Origin of the sequence: Ancylobacter vacuolatus, from assembly GCF_030813595.1 — a bacterium.
Lineage (GTDB): Bacteria > Pseudomonadota > Alphaproteobacteria > Rhizobiales > Xanthobacteraceae > Ancylobacter > Ancylobacter vacuolatus.
Genome location: NZ_JAUSUH010000002.1, coordinates 52150 through 76437, shown reverse-complemented (window position 1 = coordinate 76437; position 24288 = coordinate 52150). Strand labels below are relative to the sequence as shown.

The 24288-nt window shown below is 67.4% G+C and carries 21 protein-coding genes; 12 read left to right on the top strand and 9 right to left on the bottom strand.

Features of this window, described 5'->3' with window-relative positions; translation table 11 throughout:
- Positions 1 to 21 precede the first annotated feature (21 nt).
- The 4 genes from J2S76_RS04345 (at position 22) to J2S76_RS04330 (ending at position 4194) form a co-directional block, all read left to right on the top strand.
- Positions 22 to 1536: a tripartite tricarboxylate transporter permease gene (locus J2S76_RS04345; protein WP_307057874.1), complete on the top strand. Its 1515-nt coding sequence runs from the start codon at positions 22 to 24 to the stop codon at positions 1534 to 1536.
- Positions 1537 to 1870: 334 nt separating this feature from the next.
- Complete coding sequence (locus J2S76_RS04340; protein ID WP_370874694.1) at positions 1871 to 2599, top strand: GntR family transcriptional regulator; 729 nt, start codon at positions 1871 to 1873, stop codon at positions 2597 to 2599.
- Positions 2600 to 2856: 257 nt separating this feature from the next.
- Complete coding sequence (locus tag J2S76_RS04335; RefSeq protein WP_018388131.1) at positions 2857 to 3318, top strand: tellurite resistance TerB family protein; 462 nt, start codon at positions 2857 to 2859, stop codon at positions 3316 to 3318.
- A 108-nt stretch (positions 3319 to 3426) separates the two neighbouring features.
- Positions 3427 to 4194, top strand: a complete 768-nt coding sequence (locus J2S76_RS04330) for a glutamine amidotransferase (RefSeq protein WP_307057870.1) — start codon at positions 3427 to 3429, stop codon at positions 4192 to 4194.
- Between the two features lie 344 nt (positions 4195 to 4538).
- On the opposite strand, the gene J2S76_RS04325 is transcribed toward J2S76_RS04330, so the two are convergent.
- The 3 genes from J2S76_RS04325 to J2S76_RS04315 all read right to left on the bottom strand — a co-directional run bounded on the left by J2S76_RS04325 (position 4539) and on the right by J2S76_RS04315 (position 6957).
- Entirely contained in the window at positions 4539 to 5003 is a 465-nt protein-coding gene (locus J2S76_RS04325; protein ID WP_018388129.1) for a Ros/MucR family transcriptional regulator, read from the bottom strand.
- A gap of 409 nt (positions 5004 to 5412) precedes the next feature.
- On the bottom strand, positions 5413 to 6057 hold the full coding sequence (locus J2S76_RS04320; RefSeq protein ID WP_307057867.1) for a TenA family protein: 645 nt from the start codon (positions 6055 to 6057) through the stop codon (positions 5413 to 5415).
- Positions 6058 to 6153: 96 nt separating this feature from the next.
- Complete coding sequence (locus J2S76_RS04315; RefSeq protein ID WP_307057865.1) at positions 6154 to 6957, bottom strand: SDR family oxidoreductase; 804 nt, start codon at positions 6955 to 6957, stop codon at positions 6154 to 6156.
- 519 nt (positions 6958 to 7476) lie between these two features.
- On the opposite strand from J2S76_RS04315, the gene pucL reads away from it, so the two are divergent.
- From pucL to uraD, 5 genes are read left to right on the top strand one after another with little or no spacing between them, the layout of a single operon-like run.
- Positions 7477 to 8316 carry a factor-independent urate hydroxylase gene (gene pucL, locus J2S76_RS04310; RefSeq protein ID WP_307057863.1) on the top strand — a complete coding sequence of 280 codons (840 nt, stop codon included), beginning with the start codon at positions 7477 to 7479 and terminating at the stop codon, positions 8314 to 8316.
- Between the two features lie 45 nt (positions 8317 to 8361).
- Positions 8362 to 9186 (top strand): FAD binding domain-containing protein, encoded by an 825-nt coding sequence (locus J2S76_RS04305; RefSeq protein ID WP_307057861.1) that lies wholly within the window; start codon positions 8362 to 8364, stop codon positions 9184 to 9186.
- Positions 9183 to 11909: a molybdopterin-dependent oxidoreductase gene (locus tag J2S76_RS04300; RefSeq protein WP_307057860.1), complete on the top strand. Its 2727-nt coding sequence runs from the start codon at positions 9183 to 9185 to the stop codon at positions 11907 to 11909. Before J2S76_RS04305 ends, J2S76_RS04300 begins: the two co-directional genes overlap by 4 nt.
- The gene (gene guaD / locus J2S76_RS04295; protein WP_307057858.1) at positions 11906 to 13267 is read left to right on the top strand and encodes a guanine deaminase; all 1362 of its coding nucleotides are present in this window, start codon (positions 11906 to 11908) and stop codon (positions 13265 to 13267) included. The genes J2S76_RS04300 and guaD overlap by 4 nt, the downstream gene beginning before the upstream one ends.
- The gene (gene uraD / locus J2S76_RS04290) at positions 13264 to 14157 is read left to right on the top strand and encodes a 2-oxo-4-hydroxy-4-carboxy-5-ureidoimidazoline decarboxylase (protein ID WP_307057855.1); all 894 of its coding nucleotides are present in this window, start codon (positions 13264 to 13266) and stop codon (positions 14155 to 14157) included. The genes guaD and uraD overlap by 4 nt, the downstream gene beginning before the upstream one ends.
- Positions 14158 to 14188: 31 nt before the next feature.
- On the opposite strand, the gene J2S76_RS04285 is transcribed toward uraD, so the two are convergent.
- The 5 genes from J2S76_RS04285 to J2S76_RS04265 form a co-directional block, all read right to left on the bottom strand.
- Positions 14189 to 14650, bottom strand: a complete 462-nt coding sequence (locus tag J2S76_RS04285; RefSeq protein ID WP_245261865.1) for a flavin reductase — start codon at positions 14648 to 14650, stop codon at positions 14189 to 14191.
- A 168-nt stretch (positions 14651 to 14818) separates the two neighbouring features.
- Positions 14819 to 16132 carry an NtaA/DmoA family FMN-dependent monooxygenase gene (locus J2S76_RS04280; protein ID WP_307057853.1) on the bottom strand — a complete coding sequence of 438 codons (1314 nt, stop codon included), beginning with the start codon at positions 16130 to 16132 and terminating at the stop codon, positions 14819 to 14821.
- 5 nt (positions 16133 to 16137) lie between these two features.
- The gene (locus tag J2S76_RS04275; RefSeq protein WP_307057851.1) at positions 16138 to 16986 is read right to left on the bottom strand and encodes an ABC transporter ATP-binding protein; all 849 of its coding nucleotides are present in this window, start codon (positions 16984 to 16986) and stop codon (positions 16138 to 16140) included.
- A 1-nt stretch (position 16987) separates the two neighbouring features.
- Positions 16988 to 17806, bottom strand: a complete 819-nt coding sequence (locus J2S76_RS04270) for an ABC transporter permease (RefSeq protein ID WP_307057850.1) — start codon at positions 17804 to 17806, stop codon at positions 16988 to 16990.
- Between the two features lie 257 nt (positions 17807 to 18063).
- A complete protein-coding gene (locus J2S76_RS04265) occupies positions 18064 to 19143 on the bottom strand; it encodes a putative urea ABC transporter substrate-binding protein (RefSeq protein ID WP_307057848.1) in 1080 nt (359 codons plus the stop codon).
- A gap of 136 nt (positions 19144 to 19279) precedes the next feature.
- Between J2S76_RS04265 and J2S76_RS04260 the strand changes: the two genes are divergently transcribed.
- From J2S76_RS04260 to J2S76_RS04250, 3 genes are all read left to right on the top strand, one after another.
- Positions 19280 to 19903, top strand: a complete 624-nt coding sequence (locus J2S76_RS04260; protein ID WP_307057846.1) for a TetR/AcrR family transcriptional regulator — start codon at positions 19280 to 19282, stop codon at positions 19901 to 19903.
- Between the two features lie 174 nt (positions 19904 to 20077).
- The gene (locus tag J2S76_RS04255; protein ID WP_307057844.1) at positions 20078 to 20536 is read left to right on the top strand and encodes a (2Fe-2S)-binding protein; all 459 of its coding nucleotides are present in this window, start codon (positions 20078 to 20080) and stop codon (positions 20534 to 20536) included.
- A gap of 5 nt (positions 20537 to 20541) precedes the next feature.
- Positions 20542 to 22764, top strand: a complete 2223-nt coding sequence (locus J2S76_RS04250; RefSeq protein ID WP_307057843.1) for a xanthine dehydrogenase family protein molybdopterin-binding subunit — start codon at positions 20542 to 20544, stop codon at positions 22762 to 22764.
- A gap of 74 nt (positions 22765 to 22838) precedes the next feature.
- On the opposite strand, the gene J2S76_RS04245 is transcribed toward J2S76_RS04250, so the two are convergent.
- On the bottom strand, positions 22839 to 24281 hold the full coding sequence (locus J2S76_RS04245) for an NAD-dependent succinate-semialdehyde dehydrogenase (protein WP_307057841.1): 1443 nt from the start codon (positions 24279 to 24281) through the stop codon (positions 22839 to 22841).
- Positions 24282 to 24288: the final 7 nt, after the last annotated feature.

Genomic DNA, 24288 nt, shown 5'->3' with positions numbered 1-24288 from the left:
CGCTCCCAGGGAAACACGCCCATGATCGTCGACAACTTCATCAACCTCTATCACGGCTTCTACATAGCCGGCGATCCGTTCAACATCCTCCTGATGGTGATCGGCATCCTGCTCGGCGTGATCATCGGCGTGCTGCCGGGCCTTGGTGGCGCCAATGGCGTCGCCATCCTGCTGCCGCTGACCTTCTCGATGTCGCCCACCTCGGCGATCATCCTTCTGACCTGCATCTACTGGGGCGCGCTGTTCGGCGGCGCCATCACCTCGGTGCTGTTCAACATTCCGGGCGAACCCTGGTCCGTGGCGACGACCTTCGACGGTCATCCCATGGCACGCTCGGGACGGGCAGGCGAGGCGCTGACCGCCGCGTTCACCTCGTCCTTCGTCGGCGCCTTCTTCGCCATCGTGATGATCACGCTGATCGCGCCGCTGGTCGCCCAGTTCGCGCTGCAGTTCGGTCCCGCCGAGAAATTCGCGGTCTACTTCCTCGCCTTTGCCTCCTTCGTCGGCATGAGCAAGGAACCCCCGGCCAAGACCATCGTGTCGATGATGATCGGCTTCGCCCTGGCGGCGGTCGGCCTCGACATGGTGACGGGCCAGCTGCGCCTGACCTTCGGCGTCACCGAGCTGCTCAACGGCTTCGACTTCCTGATCGCGGTCATCGGCCTGTTCGGCATCGGTGAAATCCTGCTCACCATGGAAGAGGGCCTGGAGTTCCGCGGCAAGGCGGCGAAGATCGATCCGAAGGTGGTGTGGAAGACCTGGAAGACGCTGCCCAAGTACTGGGCGACGTCGCTGCGCTCCTGCATCATCGGCTGCTGGATGGGCATCACGCCAGCCGGTGCCACCCCGGCCTCCTTCATGGCCTATGGCATCGCCAAGCGCGTGTCGAAGAACGGCAAGAACTTCGGCAATGGCGAGATCGAGGGCGTCGTGGCCCCCGAGACCGCCGCGCACGCCGCGGGCACTGCCGCCATGCTCCCGATGCTGGCGCTGGGCGTTCCCGGTTCGCCGACCGCCGCGGTCCTGCTCGGCGGCCTGCTGATCTGGGGTCTGCAGCCTGGCCCGATGCTGTTCGTTGAACAGGCCGAATTCGTGTGGGGCCTCATCGCCTCCATGTATCTCGGCAACGTCGTCGGCCTCATCCTGGTGCTGACCACGGTGCCGCTGTTCGCCTCGATCCTGCGGATTCCGTTCTCGATCATCGCCCCGGTGATCCTGGTGATCTGCGCGATCGGTGCCTATACGGTGAACAACAACGTCTTCGACGTGCTGATGATGATGGTGTTCGGCGTCCTCGGCTACCTCTTGAAGAAGACGAACTACCCGCTGGCCCCGCTGGTGCTGGCCATCGTTCTCGGCGACAGTGCCGAGGAAGCCTTCCGCCAGTCCCTGCTCGGTTCCGGTGGCTCGCTCGCCGTGTTCTGGTCGAACCCGCTGGTGTCGACGATCATGGCTCTCGGCCTCATCGCCGGCCTGTGGCCGCTGATCGCCATGGGCTTCAGCAAGCTGCGCGGCAACACCACCCAGCCGGCCTGAGGCAGGCACACGAACGACCCGCCGCGCGTGAACCGCGCGGCGGGCTCTGCCGCGAGAGGGCTGACCTAGCGTCATCCCCCTCGGGGCGCCCAGGCGAAGGGCGGGGCCAATCGCTCTTCCGCCGAATCCCTCGCCCCCGGAGAGGGAAATCGGGCCATCAACGGTCGCGGGACACTCCGGCGCCCGAGCCACGCAGCAGAAGGTGGCCGGCGGACGGAAGCGCGAACCGGCGTTTCGGGGGACGGGAGGCAACGCCAATGATCTACGCCGATAGGAAGCTTCATCGCCGATGCCAGGGGCAGGTACCCGGCAGCCGGCGGGGGATGGAAGCATCATGATGAGCGTCGAAAGCACCATCCGCCGGGTGAATGGAGGAGCGGCCAAGCTCTCCGTGGCGCCGCTCGAAGACACGTCCACCTTCAAGAACCGCGCCTATACCGCGCTGAAGGAGGTGATCGTCTCGCTCAACATCTACGACCAGTCCAACGAGGTGCGCCTCGACGAGCGCCAGCTCGCCCAGAGCCTCGGGGTCAGCCGCACCCCGGTGCGCGAGGCGATGGCCCAGCTCGAACGCGAAGGCTTCGTCCATTCGGTGCCGCGGCGCGGCATCTATGTGGTGCGCAAGACCCGGCGTGAAGTGATCGAGATGATCCAGGTCTGGGCGGCGCTGGAAAGCCTCGCGGCGCGGCTGATCACCGTCCACGCCAGCGATGAGGAAATCGGCCGGCTGCGGCAGATGTTTGCGTCCTTCGACGAGGCGGGCGGGCCCCATGCCAAGCTCGACGAATATTCCGAGGTGAACATCCAGTTTCACCAGACGATCATCGCCATGGGCGGCAACGGCATCCTGGTCAATCTGGCGGAAAACCTGTTCACCCATATGCGGATGATCCGCCGCAAGACCATTGGCGAGGAGAACCGGGCCGATCGCTCGATCCAGGATCACCTCGCCATCATCCAGGCGCTGGAAGCGCGCGATACCAACGCGGCCGAGGTGCTGGTGCGCAACCACGCGCTGGGGCTGGCCGACCACGTCTCGCGCTACGCCGACTATCTCGAATAGGGCGGCCCCCCGGGCCCGTTCCCTACGTAACCTCGACCCGGCGGGTTCCTCGACCCCGCCGGGCTTTTTTGCTTGGATTGCCGGCGCGGCGCGGCGACGAGGTGTGGCGCGCCTGCACCGAAGCCGCACCTTCTCTCGCGCGCGACCGGCCGGCCGTTGCACCCCCGCAGCGATTGCGTTACCCACGTTTCAGGTCCGCCGCCGGACCCCATCCCATTGCCGAACCGATCGACCCGCCGCAGGAGGAGCCGTCCGGCATGCTGCGCTCGCTGACCGATTTCATTGCCGAGATTGCCGGGGGCGGTCGCGAGACCTCCGCCTTTGCCGAGAACGACTACCGGCTGGCCGCCGCCGCGCTGCTGGTGCATGTGGTGACGATTGACGGCGTGATCGGCGCCGACGAGATGGACAAGCTGCGCCGTCTGCTCGCCGCCCGCTTCACGCTCTCCGAGGACGACGCGGAAAAGTTGCTGGAAGCCGCCATCGCCCGCGATGCCGAGGCGGTCGATCTCTACGCCTTCACCAGCGTGCTCAACCGCGCCATGGACGAGGAAGGCCGCCGCCGCGTGGTGGAGATGATGTTCGAGGTCGCCTATGCCGATGGCGGGCTGACCGAATTCGAGGACAATCTGGTCTGGCGCGCGGCTGAGCTGCTCAACATCACGTCCCGCGACCGGGTGGATATCCGCAAGCGCGTGCGCGACGCCTTCGAGGGCTGATCGGCTGCCGCGCCGAAGCGCGGGGTTGAGGTGCGGGGCGAATCGTGGCGTCATCCTTGCTTGGGTGGGGGCCCAGCGTTCCAACCCGGTTCGTGCCGCACCGAGATCATGGCTTTCGCAGAAAACCCGCTTCCCGTTCTCATCGTGCTCCATCAGGAGCATTCCTCCCCCGGCCGCGTCGGGCGGCTGCTGGCCGAGCGCGGGCATCGGCTCGACATAAGGCGGCCCTGCCTCGGCGAAGCCTTGCCGCCCACTCTCGCCGGCCATGCCGGGGCGGTGGTGTTCGGCGGCCCGCAAAGCGCCAATGACTGTCATGACTATGTGCGGGCCGAGATCGACTGGATCGGCGTACCGCTGCGCGAGGGCAAGCCCTATCTCGGCATCTGCCTGGGCGCGCAGATGCTGGCGCGCCATCTCGGCGCCCGCGTCGCTCCACATCCGGAAGGGTTGGTGGAGATCGGCTATTACCCGATCCGCGCCACCGATGCCGGAACACAGATGCTGCGTACCCCGGCCGGGGGAGCGCCCGCCGACCCGGCGCACTGGCCCGATCATGTCTACCACTGGCATCGCGAAGGCTTCGACCTGGCCGCAGGAGCGGAGCTGCTGGCGGAGGGGCCGACCTTTCCCAACCAGGCCTTCCGCTACGGCCCCCATGCCTATGGCATCCAGTTTCACCCGGAGGTGACGCATCACATGATGTGCCGCTGGACGGTGCAGGGCGGGGAGCGGCTGGACCTGCCGGGCGCCCGCCCGCGCCGGGCGCATTTCACCGACCGGCTGCAGCATGACGCCCGCATCCGGCTCTGGCTGGAGGCCTTCGTGGAGCACTGGCTGGCCGGCGATGCGGGACGATCCGCCGGCGCCGGCCACTAGCGCATTTTCGAGCGACGTGGGCTCCGGCTGGCGTGAAGAAAATGCGTAAAAACAAAAGCTAGAGCCCGCGCCGATCAGCTTGCATCGCAAGCTGATCGGATAATGCCGTCTCTATCTTAGAGTTGGAGGGCAACTTGCTGATCAGATTTGTGCAATCTGATCGGGTCGCGCTGCAAGGCGCCCGCGTCGCCGGCCCCGCGACGCCGAGGGCGGCACAACCCAAAGAGAAAGGCCGCGTCGAACGATGTCGACGCGGCCTTCTTCCTATCTGTGCCTTCAAGGGTCACGCCCGCATAGCGGCGAGGTGGTCGCTGCGATGACAGGCTTCAGCCGAAATATGTGCCTCAGGCGACCTTCTTGGCGCGGCCGCGCGGCTTGGGCACCGGGGCCGGCACCGGCTTCTTGCGCTGCTGGCCGAGGCCCATCTTCTTCGCCAGGTTGGAGCGCGCTTCAGCATAGCTGGGGGCGACCATGGGATAGTCGTTCGGCAGGCCCCACTTCGCGCGGTATTCCTCGGGCGTCATGTTGTACTTCGTGCGAAGATGACGCTTCAGCGACTTGAACTTGAGCCCGTCTTCCAGGCAGATGATATATTCCGGGGTCACCGACTTCTTCACCGGCACCGCAGGCTTCAAAACCTCTTCGACGACAGCCGGAGCGGGAGTGGAGAGACGAAGCAGGGCGCCATGCACCTTGGCGATCAGATCCGGAAGCTCGGCGGCGGGCACCGAGTTGTTGCCGACGAAAGCCGCAACGACATCCGCGGTGAGGCCGAGATAGTCGGCCGACACGCTTTCCTGCTCAGACATCTATTTTCTCCATTGAATCTGATATCGATTTAACATCAACCGTCGAAACGTCAATAAGCAATCGACAAGCAAAGCGGCGTCGTTGTGGCAGTTTCTTTGCCTTAAAGTGAAAACTAGCGCGTCAGAGTCTCTATTTATGGCGGCTTCCGGCGGCACGGTGCGATGTTGCGGCGGCCCTTGGGTCAAGTTGAATGAAGTCCTGCGGCGATAAAGGTTTTTCGCTTCGTCCGATCGCCGCGGTCCGCATGGCGGCAGCGGTCCGATGTATTGGCGTTTGGCACCTCGCGCGCGAGAGCAAAGGCTGCGGGGAAATAAACGAGACCCAGACAGCTGCGCACAATTTCTTGATGAGCGTCGCCGTGAAGTACAATCGTTGGGCGTCACGGGTTGCGCAGCAGGCTCGGTCGAATCACTCGTAGATGTGATCGAAGAAAGCCCGCTCCAGCGTCACGGCGCGGCGGAAGAAGGCGGCGGCATCGGCCCGGCCGGCAGGATCGCTAGCTGCGCCGATGCGGTCCAGTTCGCTGCGCAACCAGATGACGAACTCACGAAAACCGTCATTATTGTGCAGGGTGATCCATTCCGCATGGACGAAGTCGGGCGGAAGATCTTCGCCGGGGCGGTCCGCCCAGCTTAAGTAAAGCCACTCGGCCACGGTGAGCACCGCCAGGCAGCTGGCATAGTCCCGGCTGGCAGCGGCGTCCCGCATCAAGGCCTGGAAGCCGCTGGTCGGCGCCGTCAGCACCGGGTGGGCGCGCTCGGCTTCCGGCACGCCAAGCGCGACGAAGGCGCGCTGGAAATAGGTGTTCTCGTCGCTAGTGATCATCGCCGCGAACTGCGCGAAGCGGATGCGGGAGTCGAAACGGTCGGCGGTGGCAATCGCCATGCCGAGCAGGGCGACGAAACCGTCGATGAACTGGTAGTCCTGCGCCAGATAGCGGCGCATCACCTCTGGTGGCACCGCGCCGGCGAAGATCTCGCGGACAAAGCGGTGATCGACGCAGTCCTGCCAGTCCTGCGCGTTCTCCTGCCGCAGTTCATCGCTGAAGCTCATTCGTTTCTCTCCGCTACATCAGGTCCTGCGCGGCTATCTAGAGCGTTTTACGTCGCAGAGAAATCACCCGGATCGAAAAGATGCTGTGGCGACGAGCTACATTCTTACCGACTGGCCGCCATCCACGACAAGAACATGCCCATTGACGAAGGAGGCCTCATCCGAGGCCAGGAACACAGCGGCCGCACCGATTTCTTCCGGCCGGCCCCAGCGGCCGAGCGGCACCCGGATATCGACAAAGGCCGAGAAATTGGCATCGGCGACCAGGCCGGCATTGGTTTCGGTGGCGAACATGCCGGGGGCGATGGCGTTGCTGGTGATCCCTGCCCGGGCATAGTCCACCGCCAGCGCGCGCATGAGCCCGCCGAGCCCGGCTTTGGCGGCGGTGTAGACCGGGTCATGCCGGTTGGCGATGTGGGCGGCGATCGAGGTGACGGTGATCAGCCTACCATGCCGGTGGGTTGCCATGTGCTCGGCCGCCTCGCGCGCCAGCAGCATCGGCCCGACGAGATCGGCGGCAAGCAGGGCTTCCACCTCGCCCGGCACGAAATCCTTCAGCGGGCGACGGTCGCGGGCGCCGACATTGTTGACCAATATGTCGAGCCGACCATGTTCCGCGACGATGGCCGCGATCGCCGCACGCCCGGCGGTGGTGTCGGCGACATCGAAGGGCGCGATGGCGATCGGCCGTCCGGTGGCGCGGGTGAGGGCGGCGGCCGCCGCTTCCAGCCGGCCGGCGTGGCGGCCATTGATCACCACCCGCGCGCCGGCGGCGGAAAGCGCCTTCGCCATCTCGAAACCGAGACCGCGCCCCGCCCCGGTGACGAGGGCGACGCGCCCGTCCAGACGGAAGGGGCGCGGCACAGGATCAGAGGCGGCAGAAGCGGGAGAGGTGGTCATGCTGGTCTCGGGGTGGAATGCGCAGGGGAGGCGCATGTTGACCCGGCCGCGGGGTCGGCGCCACCCGCTTCCGCGCTGGAACGCTGCACGCTGTCTGTGCTGTTCGGTAAACAGCAGGCCGATTGGTACATTGACATGCGTCATTATCTGCACCGCCATCAGCCGCCGCACATGCCGCGCCGCCCTGCTCGCCGGCCTCGGCGCGATGATCGCCATCGGCGTCACCGAGGCGCTGAGATTCTATGCGCACCGGCCTCGGCAAGGGCAGCCTCATGGAGCGGGCCGAGGAAGTCCCTATCGGCGTTCAGGGCGCGATCGTGCGGGCGCAGGCGCGCGAGGACGGGGGAGGTCTTTCGCCGCGCCCTTGCCCGCCTGCGGCAGCGCTGCGGCGTTTCGGTCCCATTGGTCTAGGTGGCTTTCGCACGGCGCGCCCCGGTGCCAGACTGGCATCGGTTTCGCATGCGCAACCGTTAGCGGACCAATCCGCCGACCAATCCGCTCCTTGGGGGGACAGTGCCCATGCCGCTCATTTCCAACAGCTACGGCAAGGGCCGCGTGCGTATCATGCGCGTGCAGCGCGACAGCGCCCGCCACGAGGTGCGCGAGCTTTCCGTGCAGGCGATGCTGACCGGGGATTTCACGGCGGCCTACACGCAGGGCGACAACCGGCAGGTGATCGCCACCGATTCGATCAAGAACATCATCAACATCGTCGCCCGCGACCATGTCGGGGCGGAGAACGAGGTGTTCGCCAGCGCGCTGGCGCGGTATTTCCTCGACCGCTACCCCCATGTCACCGGCGTCGACATTTCCGCGCTGGAGACGAAATGGCGGCGGATCGAGGTCGAGGGCGCCGCGCACGACCATGCTTTCGTGCTCGACGGCAATGGCAAGCCTACCGTGTCGCTGGCGGCTACCCGCGAGGGCGCCCGCCTCGCCTCGGGGGTCGACGGCTTCACCTTTCTCAAGACCACCCAGTCCGGCTGGGAAGACTATTGGTTCGACGAGGCGACGACGCTGAAGCCGACCGCCGACCGGCTGTTCGCCACCGCCATGGAGGCGCAGTGGCTGTGGAGGGGCGTGCCCGAGAGCTATGAAGCCGCCAATGCCGCGGTGTTGGACGCGGCGCTGAAGGTGTTCGCCACCACCTATAGCCCCGGCGTGCAGGCGACGCTGTACCAGATGGGCGAGGCGGTGCTGGCCGCGGTGCCGGAGGTGGCTGAGATTTCCATGGCCTGCCCGAACAAGCACTATCTGCCCATCGACCTCTCGCCCTTCGGCCGCGCCTTTGACGGGCAGGTATTCACCCCGACCGACGAGCCGCACGGCCAGATCGTCTGCACCGTGGGGCGTGGCTGAGCGGCGGCGGGATCGGCGACAATTAACGGCGACAAGGATCGGTGGATGGACCTCAACGCGGTCACGGATGTGCTACGACCGCGCGGGCGGGCCGAACTGCCGCCAGCGCGCGAGGGCGACGCCGTGCTCGGCGGCGGCACCTGGCTGTTCTCCGAGCCGCAGCCCTCCATCCGCCGGCTGATCGACCTCGCCGGCCTCGGCTGGGAAGCGCTGCGTGCAGACGCGGACGGGCTCACCCTCGCGGCCACCTGCACGATCGAGCAGCTCAACGGCTTCGAGGCGCCGATGGAGTGGCGGGCGGCCTTCCTCATCCGGGAGTGCTGCCGTGCCTTTCTCGCCTCGTTCAAGATCTGGAACATGGCGACGGTCGGCGGCAATATCTGCCTCGGCCTGCCGGCCGGGCCGATGATCTCCCTTGCTGCCGCGCTCGATGGCGAGGGCGTCGTGTGGACACCCGATGGCGGCGAGCGGCGGGTCCGGATCGCCGATTTCGTGCGCGGGCCGCGCGAGGTGGAGTTGGCGCCCGGCGAGGTGCTGCGGGCGGTTCATCTTCCTGCCGTGGCGTTGCGCCGGCGCGCCGCCTTCCGCCGCGCCTCGCTCACCCCGCTCGGCCGCTCGGGCGTGCTGCTGATCGGCACCCACGACACGGACGGCACCTTTGCTCTCACTGTCACCGCGTCGACCCGCCGGCCGGTGCAGCTCGCCTTTCCCGGGGTGCCCACGCCCGGCGAACTTGCCGCCCGGCTGGCGGCGGCCATTCCCGATGCCCTCTATTATGACGACATGCACGGACGGCCCGACTGGCGCCGCCACATGACCGCTTTGCTGGCCGGCGACATCCGCGACGAACTGGCGGAGGAGAGCGCGTGAGGCTCACCGTCAACGGCCGCGCCCTCACAGCCGATGCCCGCCCGGGCCAGTGCCTGCGCACGCTGCTGCGCGAGCTGGGCTGGTTCGGGGTGAAGAAGGGGTGCGACGCCGGCGATTGCGGCGCCTGCACGGTGCATCTCGACGGGCGGCCGGTGCACAGCTGCATCACCCCCGCCTTCCGCGCTGAGGGGCGCGTCGTCACCACGATCGAGGGGCTGGCGGACACCGCGGAAGGCGAGGGGCTGCACCCGATGCAGGTTGCCTTCCTCAAGGCGCAGGGCTTCCAGTGCGGCTTCTGCACCGCCGGCATGGTGATGACCGCTGCCGCGCTTGACCAGGGCCAGCGGGCGGACCTGCCGGACGCGCTGAAGGGCAATCTCTGCCGCTGCACCGGCTATGCCGCCATCGCCGATGCGGTGGGTGGCGTGGTGACGGTGGAGGCGGACGCGCAGGAGGGCCGCGTCGGCCGCAGCGTTGCCGCGCCAGCGGGGCCGGCCATCGTCACCGGCGCGGCGCGCTACACGATGGATGTGGCTCCGGAGGGCGAACTGGCGGGGCTGCTGCATATGAAGCTGCTGCGCGCGCCCCATCCGCATGCGCGCATCCGCGCCCTCGACACGGCAGCGGCGCTCGCCCTGCCGGGCGTCGTCGCGGTGCTGACCCATCAGGACGCGCCCGCGCGGCACTTTTCCACCGCGCGCCATCACCACGCCACCGACGATGTCGACGACACCCGCGTGCTCGACGATGTGGTGCGCCATATCGGCCAGCGCGTGGCGGCGGTGGTGGCGGTGAGCGAACAGGCGGCGGAGGCGGGGTGCGCGGCGCTCCGGGTCGACTATGAACCGCTGCCGGCGGTGTTCGACCCTGAACTGGCGATGGCGGAAGGCGCGCCGCTGGTGCATGGCGAGAAGGGCCCGGACAGCCGCATCAATGATCCCTCCCGCAACATCGTCGCGGCGCTGGCTGGCGAAGTGGGAGATGTCGCGGCGGGCTTCGGCGAGGCCGATGTGATCCACGAGGCGACCTATGAGAGCCAGCGGGTGCAGCACGCGCATCTGGAAACGCATGGCTGCATCGGCTGGCGCGATGCCGACGGACGGCTGGTGATCCGCAGCTCGACCCAGACGCCCTTCCTCACCCGCGACGCGCTGGCGGCGCTCTACGATTTGCCGCGCGAGGGCGTGCGGGTTTTTGCCGAGCGGGTCGGCGGCGGTTTCGGCGGCAAGCAGGAAATGCTCACCGAGGATATCGTCGCGCTCGCGGTGCTGAAGACCGGCCGGCCGGTGAAGCTGGAATATACCCGCGACGAGCAGTTCGCCGCCTCCACCAGCCGCCACCCGATGAAGGTGACGGTGAAGCTCGGCGCCACACGGGAGGGGCGGCTGACCGCCTTTTCCATGCGGATGCTGCTGAACACCGGCGGCTATGGCAACCATGCCACCGGCGTGCTGTTTCACGGCTCGGGCGAGAGCGTCGCGCTTTATCGCTGCCCGAACAAGAAGATAGAGGGCTGGTCGGTTTATACACACTCCCTGCCCAGCGGCGCCTTTCGCGGCTATGGGCTGAGCCAGACCATCTTCGCGGTGGAATCGGCCATGGACGAGCTGGCGCACAAGCTCGGCATCGATCCGGTGGCGCTGCGGCGGCTGAACATGGTGCGGCCGGGCGATGCGATGGTCTCTTCCGGCGCGCCGCATCACGACGTCGACATGGGCAGCTACGGGCTCGACCAGTGCCTCGATCATGTCGCGGCGGCGCTGGATAAGCCTTCAGCGGAAAGGCTTTCCGCCGATTGGCATGTCGGGCGGGGTCTCGCGGCGGCGATGATCGACACCATTCCCCCGCGTGGCCATGTCGCGCAGACGCGGCTGGCGCTAACCACTTCAGGCACCTACGAACTGCGCACCGGCACGGCGGAATTCGGCAATGGCACCACCACCGTGCATGTGCAGATCGCCGCGACGCTGCTGGGCGCGCGGCCGGGGCAGATCGTCGTGCGCCAGTCCGACACCGCCCATGTGGAACACGATACAGGGGCTTATGGCTCGACCGGCACGGTGGTGGCAGGCGCGGCGACGCAGGCGGCCGCCACGGCTCTGGCCGGGATGATCCGGGACGCCGGCGCCGGCCTTTTGGGCGTGGCCCGCGAGGATTGCCGGATCGAGGGCGAGTCGGTGGTCGCGGGGGACAGGCGGATCGCGCTCGCCGCGCTGGCGCCGCTGGAGGCGCTGGGCGATGCCTCGGGCACGCCGCGCTCGGTCGCGTTCAACGTGCAGGGCTTTGAAGTGGCGGTGCATGCCCGCACCGGCGAGATCCGCATCCTGCGCTCCGTCCACGCCGCCGATGCCGGCACGGTGGTCAACCCGATGCAGTGCCGGGGGCAGGTGGAGGGCGGGGTGGCGCAGGCGATCGGCGCGGCGCTCTATGAGCGGCTGATGATGGACGATGAGGGCGCCGTGGCCAATCCCAGCTTTCGCGGCTACCACATTCCCGCCTTCGCCGATGTGCCGCGCACGGAGGTGTTCTTTGCCGATACGTTTGATGCGATCGGCCCGATGGGGGCGAAATCGATGAGCGAGAGCCCGTTCAACCCGGTGGCTGCGGCGCTGGCCAACGCGATCTTCGACGCCACCGGCGTGCGATTGCGCGCCACGCCTTTCGTGGCGGATGAACTCTATGCGCTTCTGCCCTCCCAGGCGGCGACGGAGGCCACGCCATGAGCGTGCCCGGCCGATCGACGGTGCTGCGCGGGCCAGCGGCGACGCTGGCGGGCAACCCGTTCGAGCAGCCCTCGCGCGCCTGCCTCGCCTATCACGACGATGCGCTTGTCGTGATCGAGGACGGAATCATCACCGCCTTCGGCCCCTATGCCGAGCTGAACGACGGGCTGCCCGCCGGCATCGAGGTCACGCATTATCCCGACCATCTCATCGTGCCCGGCTTCATCGACGCGCATGTGCATTACCCACAGATGCAGGTGATCGGCGCCTTCGGCACGCAATTGCTGGAGTGGCTGGAGACCTACACCTTCCCCGCCGAGATGAGCTTCGCTGATGCCGGCCATGCCCGCCGGGTGGCGCATCTGTTCCTGCGCGAATTATTGCGCGCGGGCACCACCACGGCGATGGTCTACTGCACCGTGCACCCGCAATCGGTGGACGCCTTCTTCGCCGAGGCGGCACGCTATGACGCGCGGATGATAGCCGGCAAAGTTCTTATGGACCGCCACGCGCCGGCGGGTCTGCTCGACACCGCCCAGCGCGGCTATGATGAGAGCCTCGCCTTGATCGAGCGCTGGCACGGGCGGGGGCGGGCGCTCTACTGCGTCACCCCGCGCTTCGCGCCGACCTCGACGCAGGCCCAGCTCGACGCCGCCGGGGCGTTGCTCAAGACCCGGGACGGGCTCTTCCTGCAGACGCATCTGTGCGAGAACCCGGCCGAGATCGATTGGGTGCGCGAGCTTTTCCCCGCCCGCGCCTCCTATCTCGATGTCTACGCCCATGCCGGGCTGGTGGGGCCGCGCTCCATGTTCGGCCACGGCATCCACCTGCATGAGGGCGATTTCTGCACCTGCCATCAGGCCGGGGCAGCGCTGGCGCATTGCCCGACCTCGAACCTGTTTCTGGGCAGCGGCCTGTTTCGCCTGTTCGACGCGGTCGATCCGCGCCGGCCGGTGATGGTGGGGCTCGGCACCGATGTCGGCGGCGGCACCTCGCTCTCGCAATTGCAGACGCTGAACGAGGCCTACAAGGTGGCGGCCATGGTCGGCCACAAGCTCGACGCGGTGCAGGGCTTCTATCTTGCCACGCGGGGCGGGGCGCGGGCGCTGGGGCTCGACGACAGGATCGGCCGGCTGGCCCCCGGCATGGAGGCCGATATCTGCGTGCTCGACCCGCGGGCGACGCCGTTCATGGAATTCCGTGCCGGCTATTGCGCCTCGATCGAGGAAACGCTGTTCATGCTGATGACGCTGGGCGACGACCGGGCGGTGCGTGCCACCTATGTCGCCGGGCGCTGCGTCTATGACCGCGACCGGGCCGGCGATCCGTTCCGGCCCGCCGTGCCGAGCGAGGAATGACCGTGCCCGAGCCCCTTTCCCTCGACGCCCTGAACGCCCTCGACCGGGATGGCTTCATCGCCGCGCTGGACGGCATCTTCGAGCATGCGCCGTGGGTGGCGGAAGCCGCCTTCGCCCATGCGCCGTTCGACACAGTGTCTGCGCTGCATGAGGGTCTGATGGCCGTCGTGTGGGCGCGGCCGGAGGCGGAGCGGATCGCCTTCGTCGCCGCCCATCCCGACCTCGCCGGCAAGGCGGCGCGGGCCGGCGGCATCGCCGCCGCCTCGGTGTCGGAGCAGGCGGGGCTGGGCCTCGACCGGCTGTCGGACGCGGAATTCGCGCGCTTCGAACGGCTGAATGCCGCCTATCGCGCCCGCTTCGGCTTTCCCTTCGTGATCTGCGTGCGGCGGCAGACACGCGACGCGCTGCTCGATGCCTTCGAGGCCCGGCTGCTGCAGGGGCGGGAGGCGGAGCTCGCCTCGGCGCTGGTCGAGATCGGCCATATCACCGCGCTGCGGCTGGTGGAGCGGGTGGTCGGCCCCGGCCTGCCGAAGGTGTATGGCCGGCTGTCCACCCATGTGCTCGACACCCACAGAGGCGGCCCGGCGCAGGGCGTGCGGGTGGAGCTGTTCGAGGTGGGGGCGAGCGGGCGGGCGCTGCTGCGCGCGGCGGTGACCAATGAAGACGGGCGCACCGACGCGCCGCTGATCTCAGCCGCGCCGCTGCGGGCGGGGCGCTATGAGCTGGTGTTCCATGTCGGCGCCTATTTCAGGGCGCGCGGCCTCGACCTGCCCGGCCCGGCCTTCCTCGACACGGTGCCGATCCGCTTCGGTATCGCCGAGCCGGAAGGGCACTATCACGTGCCGCTGGTGGTGACACCGTGGAGCTATTCCACCTATCGCGGCAGCTGAGCGACGCGCGCGGGGGCGCCCCAGGGGCGGTTCAGTCGTCGGTGGGGCCGGACAGCGTGTGGTAGCGGCGGCTGTAATAGATCAGGCTCTCATTCGAGCCGCCCTCGGCGACGCCAACCACCTCGCAGAACAGCACATTATGGGTGCCGACCTCGACCGTGCGGACGATGCGGCAATCGAAGGCGACCACCGCCCCGACCAGCATCGGCGCGCCGGTGGCGGCCACGCGCCAGGTGCCGCTGGCAAAGCGCTCCTCCGGCGGGGTGCGGCCGCCGAACAGGTTGGAGAGCGGCTCATGCCCCGCCGCCAGTGTGTTGATGCATACGACGCCATTGGCATGGACCGGGCCGGCCGCCGAGGAGCCCTTGTTGAGACAGACCAGCAGGGTCGGCGGGCTGTCGGTGACCGAGCACACCGCCGAGGCGGTGAAGCCGTGGCGCCCGCCCGGACCGTCTGTTGTGACGATGTTGACCGCCGCGCCCAGCCGCGCCATGGCGTTGCGAAAGCCTTCCCGCGTGACGGCGGGAGGGGGAGTGGCGGGAGCGCCGTCGAGCGGCGAGCACGGGGGGGACATGCCCATCTCCTTCTGCCGGAGCCTTTCCGGCGCTGGTGCGGGGCGCGGGCTGGCCGCGCCCCCGGGTCGCGATTTCGGGGTCGCGGATCAGAACTCGCGCAGATTGTCGCGGAGCAGCTGGTGCTTGTATTCGGTGCGGGTGAGGCCGCGCCGCTGCAGCTCCGGCACCAGCCCGTCGCAGATCTCGGTGATGTAGCGGCGGGAGACGCGCAGCACCGGGGTGGTGATGAGGAAGCCGTCGCCGCCGACTTCTTCCATCGCCTCGCCCATCTTCTGCGCCACCTGCGCCGGCGTGCCGATGAGTTCCAGCGAGGAGACGAGCCCGCCGCCGCCATCGGCCGCCAGCTGGCGCAGCGTCTTGCCCGAGCCCCATTGCTGGAACTTGTCGAGCGTGCCGGATTCGCCGTTGGTGACGAGCTTTTCCGGCAGCGGCTGGTCGAGGTCGAACTGGGCGAAGTCGATCTCGGTGATCGCCGAGATGGAGATCAGCACGTCATTGGCGAAATTGTCGGACAAGGTCACCCGATCGAAGCGGGCGCGGGCTTCCTCCTCGGTCTCGCCGAGGCTCGGCGTGATGCAGAAGAACACCTTGATCTCGTCGGGGTCGCGGCCGATGGCGGTGGCGCGGGCGCGGATGTCGGCGCGGAACGCCTTCATGCCCTCGACGCCGTTGGCCACCGAGACGATGGCGTCGGCATGGCGGGCGGCGAAGTCGCGCCCGCGCGGGGAGGCGCCGGCCTGCAGATAGACCGGGCGGCGCTGCGGCGAGGGCACGGTGTTGAGCGGGCCGCGCACCTGATAATAGGTGCCCTTGTGGTCGATGGTGTGGACCTTGGAGCCGTCGGCATAGATGCCATTGGCGCGGTCGAGCACCACGGCGTCCGGCTCCCAGCTGTTGAACAGCTTGTCGCAGACTTCCATGTATTCCTCGGCCATGGCGTAGCGGTCCTCGCGCGGAGGCAGCTTGTCCATGCCGAAATTCTTCGCCATCAGGTCCTCGGCCGAGGTGACGACGTTCCAGCCGAAGCGGCCCTTGGTGAGGCTGTCGATGGTCGAGCACAGCCGTGCCAGCATGAAGGGCGGGTAGGCCATGGTGGAGAGCGTCGCCACCACGCCGAGATGCTTGGTCGCCATCCCCATCGCCACCGCCAGCGGCGCCGGATCGGCCTTCGGCACCATCATGGCGTGCTTGAGCGACAGGTCGCGCGAGCCGCCGAAGGTTTCGGGCACCATCAGCTTGTCCTCGATCATGATCAGATCGAAACAGGCGCGTTCCATGGCCTGGGCCATTTCGATGTAGAACTGGCCGTCCCACGGATTGCCGCCCTGGCCGAACGGCTCGCGCCATTCGTCGGGCGTGAAGTTCATGAACCAGGCGAGATGGAAGCGCTTGTCGGCCATTGCTGTCAGTCCTTCACTAAAGCAGTCTCGAATGCCGGGACGGCCGGGGCGTCCTCGGCGGGGGATGTGCCGGCGAGGAGGGCGAGGCGGACCCTTTCGCGCTCCGCCTCGAAGGCCCTGGATTCGCGCACGCTGCGGCACTTGGCTTCAAAGTCGGAGACGATGGTGGCGCCGAAGCGCTCGGGCGCCTGCGGGTCGTTGCGCCGGCGGTCGACGGCGATGACGCGGGTGCCGAGCAGGAAGGCCTCGGGCAGGTCATGCGTGACCATGACGATGGTCATGCGGTTCTCTTCCCACAATTCGCCGACCAGTTCGTGCATCGACTTGCGGGTGCCGGGGTCGAGCGCGCCGAAGGGCTCGTCGAGCAGCAGCACTTTCGGTCGCATGATCAGCGCCTGCGCCAGAGCGAGGCGCTGCTGCATGCCGCCGGAGAGCTGGGCTGGGTATTTATGCGCGTGCTCGCCAAGGCCGACGCGGGTGAGCAGCGCCATGGCGCGTTCTTCCAGCGCCCTGCGGCGGGCGCCGAAGAAACGGCCGAGGAAGGGCGCGCCGGCCCATTGCGGGCCCATCATCACATTGCCCAGCACGGTGCGGTGCGGAAACACCGAATAGCGCTGGAAGACGACGCCGCGATCGGCGGTGGGCTCGGTGGCGATCGGCTCGCCATCAAGGAGAATGCGCCCGCGCGACGGTTGCTCCTGTGAGAGCAGCATGCGCAGCAGCGTGGTCTTGCCGACCCCGGAGGGGCCGATGATGACGAGGAATTCGTGGTCGGCCAGCGACAGGTTCACCTGTTCGAGCACGACCCGCTCGTCATATTCCTTCCAGACATTCTCAAAGCGGATGGTGGTCATGTCAGGCCGCCTTTATCTGGTCCCAGGGATAGGCGGCCACCGCGAGGCGGCGCAGCGCGTAATCCATGAGAAAGGCGAGAAGGGTGATCCAGATCACGTAGGGAAGGATCACGTCCATGGCGAGGTAGCGCCGCACCAGGAAGATGCGGTAGCCGAGGCCCCCCTCCGAGGTGATCGCTTCCGCCGCGATGACGAACAGCCAGGCGGCGCCGAGCGAAAGCCGCACCGAATCGATGAGGCGCGGCATCACCTGCGGCAGCACCACGCCCGCTATCATCTGCCAGGTGGAGGCGCCGAGCGTCTGCGCCTTGATGATCTGCTCGGCCGGGATGGCAGACACCCGCAGCATCACGTCGCGGATGATGAAGGGCGCGATGCCGAACACGATCAGCACGATCTTGGAGGCTTCGCCGAGCCCGAACAGGATGAACAGGATCGGCAGCACGGCGAGCGGTGGGATCAGCGAGAAGGCGGCGAAGAACGGCTCGAAGGTGGCGCGCAGATAGGGCACGAAGCCGACAATGATGCCGAGCACCAGGCCGAGCAGGGCGGAGATGCCGAGCCCGAGAAACAGCCGCTGCAGGCTGAGCCAGGTGTCCCACCACAGCAGATACTGGCTCGTTGCCTTGTCCACCGTTGTCGCCATGCGGACCATGGTGGTCCAGAAGCTGGCGAAGCTCGGCATCAGCTTGTCCGCCGGCTCCACCGCGAGGCGCGCATTGGAGGCGAGGATGTAGATCGCCAGCACCGCGATGAAGGGCAGCAAGGCGAGGATGAGCCGGACGCCGGGACGTGGCGCGTAATTGATGATGCGGCGCATGGGGGGCCTTTCGGTTGCGATCGTCATCCCGGAGGCTGAACTTCATCCCGCGATGACCGTCATCCTGAGGTGCCCGCCCAGAGGGCGGGCCTCGAAGGATGTTTCAGGCACTCAACATCCCATCCTTCGAGGCTCGCTCCGCTCGCACCTCAGGATCACGGCGCGTTGGAGCCGTCTCTCAGGCTTCGCCGGAGCGCTCCCAGTGCCCCGGATCGGTGCGGCGCGGGGCGCCGCTTGTCCGGGCAGGGGGCGCGGGCTCACAGCTTCCCGTCGGCTGAATCCTTGGTGAAGCTGGCGTTGACCCGCATCTTGATGTTGGCCTTGTCGCCCAGCACCGTGCCGTCGGCGACTTCGATGCCGATGGTGTCGACGCTGGTGGCTCCCTGGCCGAACAGGCCCTGCTGGAAGCAGAAGGTGCGGATATTGTCCCAGATCTTGGCGTTGTCGGCCGAGGTGAGGAAGGCCAGCGCGTCGGGGGCGGTGTAGAAGAAGTGGGTGGTGTCGAGCTGCGCCTGCAGGCCGCCCGCATCGGTGCCCATGGCGCTGGTCATGACAGCGCGCATCTCCTCGGCGGGGGCGCCGCCGGCCTTGAGGATGCCGAGCGCCTCATACCAGGCGCCGACCACGGCCTTGGCGAAATCGGGATTGTCCTTGAGGTTCTGCGTGTTGCCGATGAACACGTCCATGATCTCGCCGGGGATCTTGGAGCTGTCGAACAGGTTGGTGGCGCCCTTGACCTTGAGCATGTCCTCGGTCAGCGGCTTCCACGAGACGGCGTGCTTCATCTCGTCCTGCGAGATGAAGGCGGCGGAGATTTCCGCGTCCGAGATGTTCACCGTCTTGGCGGCGGTGGGATCATTGATGCCGGCGAGCTGCAGGCCGCGGTTCAGGAGATAGTGCGAGACGCTGTACTGCAGCAGGTACACGTCCTGGCCGGCCAGTTCCTTCACGTCCTTGGCGGTCTTGGAGACGACGATGTCGTTGCCGTCGGAATAGTCGGTGATCAGCAGGATCGAGGTGTCGACGCCGCCGGCGGCCGGCATGGTGAGGCCGTCCATCGAGGCGACGCCGACCGCGTCGATCTCGCCGGCGATGAACTGGTTGATCGAGCCGACATAGTCATTGGCCTGAATGACCTCAACCTCGATGCCGTATTTGTCAGCCCACTTCTTCATGATGCCGGAGGACTTCATGTAGGCGAAGGGCATGAAGCCGATATAGACGGTGTAGGCGACCTTGAAACTCTTCTTCGGCGCGGCTTGCGCCGCGGGCGCTCCCGCAAGGACGGCGGCGGTGAGGCTGGCGAAGACGGCTGCAGCCCTGATTATGCGCTTCATGAGGAGTGGCTCCGGTCGCTGAAATGGCTGGACCGGGCTATTAAACGGTGACTTAATATCGCGTGCAAGCCCAACAAATGGGCACGCCTAGCATATGAGCAAGGCAGAAAATTCCGTAGAATTACGGAGGAAACCGATGACGGCCCGCACCGCGCGCAAGCGCCTCCAGCCCGCCGAGCGGCGGGGGATGATCCTCGAAGAAGCCTTGCGGCTGTTCGCGACGCGCCATTTCTCTGTTGTGACGGTGCGCGACATCGCGCTGGTCTGCGACATCAATGTCGGGCTGCTCTACCACTATTTCGACAACAAGGACGATCTGGTGCGGCGCGCGCTTGGGCACGCGATCGAGCAGCTCATGGCCGGCTATGAGGCGCGCCGCGCCGACGGGGCCGAGCCGCTGGAGGAGATTCTCGCCTGGCTCGACATTCATATGGAACTGGCGCCCACCCTCGCGCAGATGGTGAAGCTGATGGCCGATTATGCCAGCTCGGGCCTGCGCGATGATGAGCTCGACGCCCTGATCGCCGGCTTCTATGCCCGCGAGAAGCAGCTGCTGGAGGGCGCTCTGGCGCGCGGGGTGGCGAGCGGCCGGTTCGCGGCGGTCGACATTGGCCGCACCGCGCGCCGCATCGGCCTGATGCTCGATGGCATCTTCTACGCTTCCGCCAGCCGGGGCGACGACCGCATCGTCGACGACATCGCCGATCTCGCCGATTTTGTGCGCGACCTTCTGGGCCTGCGCACCGAAATGGTGGCGTAGGCGGAGGGTCGCGTCCTGCGGTTGCTCGGGTATCACGGAACGGTGATTAGATGATGGCCATCATGAAGGGCTAGCCTCCCGCCGGGAGCGCAGACATCACGGCTTGCCGCCGCCGCGAGGCAGGGCGGGCCATTGTCGTTGCGCGTCCTCATCCCCGGGAAGGAGAGGGCGGACATGAAATTCACACTCAACGGACGCGAACAAACGCTCGACGCCGATGGCGACATGCCGCTGCTCTGGGCGCTTCGCGACATTGCCGGGCTGACCGGCACCAAATTCGGCTGCGGCGCCGCTTTGTGCGGCGCCTGCACGGTGCATGTCGACGGCGCGCCTGTGCGCTCGTGCCAGACCTTCGTCTCCGATGTCGAGGGCAAGAACGTCACCACCATCGAGGGCGTCGCCGCCACCGGCAAGGTGGGCGAGGCCGTGGTGCAGGCGTGGCGCACGCTCGACGTGGTGCAGTGCGGCTATTGCCAGCCCGGCCAGATCATGTCGGCCGTGGGTCTGCTCAGCGAGAACCGCACGCCGACCGATGACGACATTGACGCCGCGATGGATGGCAATGTCTGCCGCTGCGCCACCTATCAGCGCATTCGCGCCGCCATCCACGAAGCCGCCTCCAACCTCGCGTGAGCGCCATGCACCTCATCACACCCGACCAATACCGGCAGATGCTGGCGGGCATGGGCGCGCCGCTCGCCGCTTCCCGCCGCCATTTTCTCAAAGGCCTTGGCGCCGCTGGCGGCGCGCTGGTGATCGGCCTCAATCTCGGCCCGCGCCTGGCGCTGGCGGAAGAGGCCGCCGCCGCCGCCCCCGCCGCTCCGCCGATGCCGAACGCCTTTGTGCGTATCGCCCCCGACAACACGGTGACGGTGCTGATCAAGCATGTCGACATGGGCCAGGGCGTCACAACCGGCCTGCCGACCATTGTGGCGGAAGAGCTCGACGCCGACTGGAGCCAGATGCGGACCGCCTTCGCGCCGGCCGATGCCAAGCTCTACAACAATCTCGCCTTCGGTCCGGTGCAGGGCACGGGCGGCTCCACCTCAGTCGCCAATAGCTGGGACCAGCTGCGCCGGGCGGGCGCCGCCGCGCGGGCCATGCTCGTCGAGGCCGCCGCCAAGCAGTGGGGCGTGGCGCCCGACAGCATCACGGTTTCCAAAGGCGTGCTGACCAGCGGCAGCCATTCCGGCACCTTCGGCGCGTTCGCGGAAGCCGCCGCCAAGCTGCCGGTGCCGGCCGAGGTGGAGCTGAAGGAGCCGAAGGACTTCACGCTGATCGGCACCAAGCTTCCGCGGCTCGATTCCACGGTGAAGACCGACGGCACCGCGACCTATGCGCTCGACATGCGCCGGCCGGGCATGCTGACCGCCGTCATCCGCCGGCCCGACCGTTTCGGCGCCACGGTGAATAGCTTCGACGCGGCGGCGGCGAAGAAGGTGCCTGGTGTGGTCGAGGTGGTGGCGGTGCCCTCCGGCATCGCGGTGCTCGCCACCAACACCTGGGCGGCGATCCAGGGCCGCGAGGCGCTCGCCGGCCTCGAATGGGACGAGGCCAAGGCCGAAAAACGCGGCACCGCCGAACTGTTCGACGAATATCGCAAGCTGGCGGCCTCGCCGGGCCTGCCCGCGGCGCGCCGGGGCGACGCTGCCAAGGGGTTAGCGGGCGCCGCCAAGACCATCGAGGCCGAGTTCAGCTTCCCCTATCTCGCACACGCGCCGATGGAGCCGCTGAACTGCGTGATCGAGAAGACGGCGGACGGCGCCACCATCTGGACCGGCTCGCAGTTCCAGACCATCGAGCAGGCAATCACCGCCGGCATTCTCGGGTTGAGGCCGGAGCAGGTAAAGATCGAGTCGCTCTATGCCGGCGGCTCCTTCGGCCGGCGCGCCAACACGGCGGCCGACTATGTCGCCGAGGCCGCCACCATCCTCAAGGCGATCGACGGCCGGGCGCCGGTGCATCTGGTGTGGACCCGCGAGGACGACATCAAGGGCGGCTATTACCGCCCGATGTTCTATCACAAGGTGCGTGCGGGGCTGACGGCGGACGGCAAGATCGCCGGCTGGGAGCAGCAGATCGTCGGCCAGTCCTTCATGGCTGGCACGCCTTTCGAGGCGTTCGCGATCAAGGAGGGGGTGGACGGCACCTCGGTGGAAGGCGCCTCCGACACCAATTACGACATCGGCAATTTCGCGGTGGACCTGCACTCGCCGAAAGTCGCGGTGCCTACCCTGTGGTGGCGCTCGGTTGGCCACACCCACACCGCCCATGTGGTGGAGGTGATGATCGACGAACTCGCCCGGGCGGCGGGGCGTGATCCCGTCGAGTTCCGGCTGGAGCTGCTGAAGGACAAGCCACGCCATGCCGCCGTGCTGAAGCTGCTGGCGGAGAAGGCCAGTTGGGGCGCGAAGGCCGGGCCCGGCAAGGGGCGTGGCGTGGCGCTGCATGAGAGTTTCAACACCGTGGTCGGCAGCGTCATCGACATTTCCGTGGTCGACGGCAAGATCAAGGTCGAGCGTGTGGTCTGTGCGGTCGATTGCGGCATCGCCATCAACCCGGACGTGATCGCGGCGCAGATCGAGGGTGGCGTCGGCTTCGGCCTCGGCGCGGCGTTGCATGACGAGATCACGCTCGAGGACGGCGTGGTCGAGCAGGCCAATTTCGACACCTATGTGCCGCTGCGCATGTCGGAAATGCCCAAGGTGGAGGTGCATATCCTGCCCTCCGCCAATGCGCCGACCGGCATCGGCGAACCGGGCGTTCCCGGGGTGGCGCCGGCGCTCTCCAATGCCATTTTTGATGCCACCGGCCAGCGGCTGCGCTCGCTCCCCTTCCGGCTGGAGGACTTCAAGGCCTGAGGGGCGCGCCCTTTCGGCATATGAAAAGGCCGGTCGCGAGACCGGCCTTTTTGCTGCAGCGCTACTTTGCCGGCTTACAGGCCGACGCAGACATATTTCACGTCGACATATTCCTCGATGCCGTATTTCGAGCCCTCGCGGCCGATGCCGGATTCCTTTACCCCGCCGAATGGCGCCACTTCCGTGGTGATGACGCCGGCATTGATGCCAACCTGGCCGTAGCGCAGGTTTTCCGAGACGCGGAAGGCACGCGAGAGGTCGCGGGTGTAGAAATAGCAGGCGAGGCCGAATTCGGTGTCGTTGGCGAGGCGCACCGCCTCTTCCTCGGTCTCGAAGCGGAATACCGGGGCGACCGGGCCGAAGATTTCCTCGCGGGCGAAGTTCATCTCGCTCGTGGCGTCGGCGATGACGGTCGGCTCGAAGAACTGGCCGCCCAGATCATGGCGCTTGCCGCCGGTGACGAGCCGACCGCCCTTGGCCAGCGCGTCGGCAACGAAGCTCGCGGTCTTGGCCACCGCCTTGTCGTCGATCAGCGGGCCCTGCACCACGCCTTCCTCAAGGCCCGGCCCGACCTTGAGCTTGGCCGAGGCGGCGGCGAACTTCTCGACGAAGGCGTCATAGATGCCGGCCTGGGCATAGAAGCGGTTAGCGCAGACGCAGGTCTGGCCGGAATTGCGGTATTTCGAGGCGATGGCGCCCTCCACCGCCTTGTCGAGATCGGCGTCGTCGAAAATGAGGAAGGGCGCATTGCCGCCCAGTTCCATCGAGACGCGCTTCACCGTGTCGGCGGCCTGCTTGATCAGCATCTTGCCGATCGGGGTGGAGCCGGTGAAGGTGATCTTGCGCACGGTGGGGTTGGAGGTCATCTCGCCACCAATGGCCGAGGCCGAGCCGGTGAGGATGTTGACCACACCCTTGGGATAGCCCGCCTGTTCGCACAGCACACCCCAGGCGAGGCCGGAATAGGGGGTCTGGGTCGCCGGCTTCATCACCGAGGTGCAGCCAGTGGCGAGCGCCGGGCCGATCTTGCGCGCCGCCATGGAGGAGGGGAAGTTCCACGGCGTGATCGCCGCCACCACGCCTACCGCCTGCTTGGTGACGAGAATGCGCCGCTCGCCCCAGGGCGAGGGGATGACGTCGCCATAGACGCGCCGGGCTTCTTCCGAGAACCACAGCACATAGGCGGCACTGGCGCCGACCTCGCCCATGGATTCCGCCAGCGGCTTGCCCTGCTCGATGGTGAGCAGTTCGGCCAGCGCCCGCTGATTGTCCATGATGGCGGCGTGGAGGCGCCGCAGCAGCTTGGCGCGCTCATCCGCCGTGGTGCGCGAGAAGGTCTCGAACGCCTTCTGCGCGGCGGCGATGGCGCGGCGGGTCTCGTCGGTGCCGGCATTCGGCACGGTGCCGATCACCTCGCCGGTGGCCGGGTTGGTGACGTCGATCGTGCCGCCGCCATCGGCGCCCACCCATTCGCCGCCAATGAGATTCGCGTCGCGCTTGAAATCCGCCCAGTTCATGGGTTTC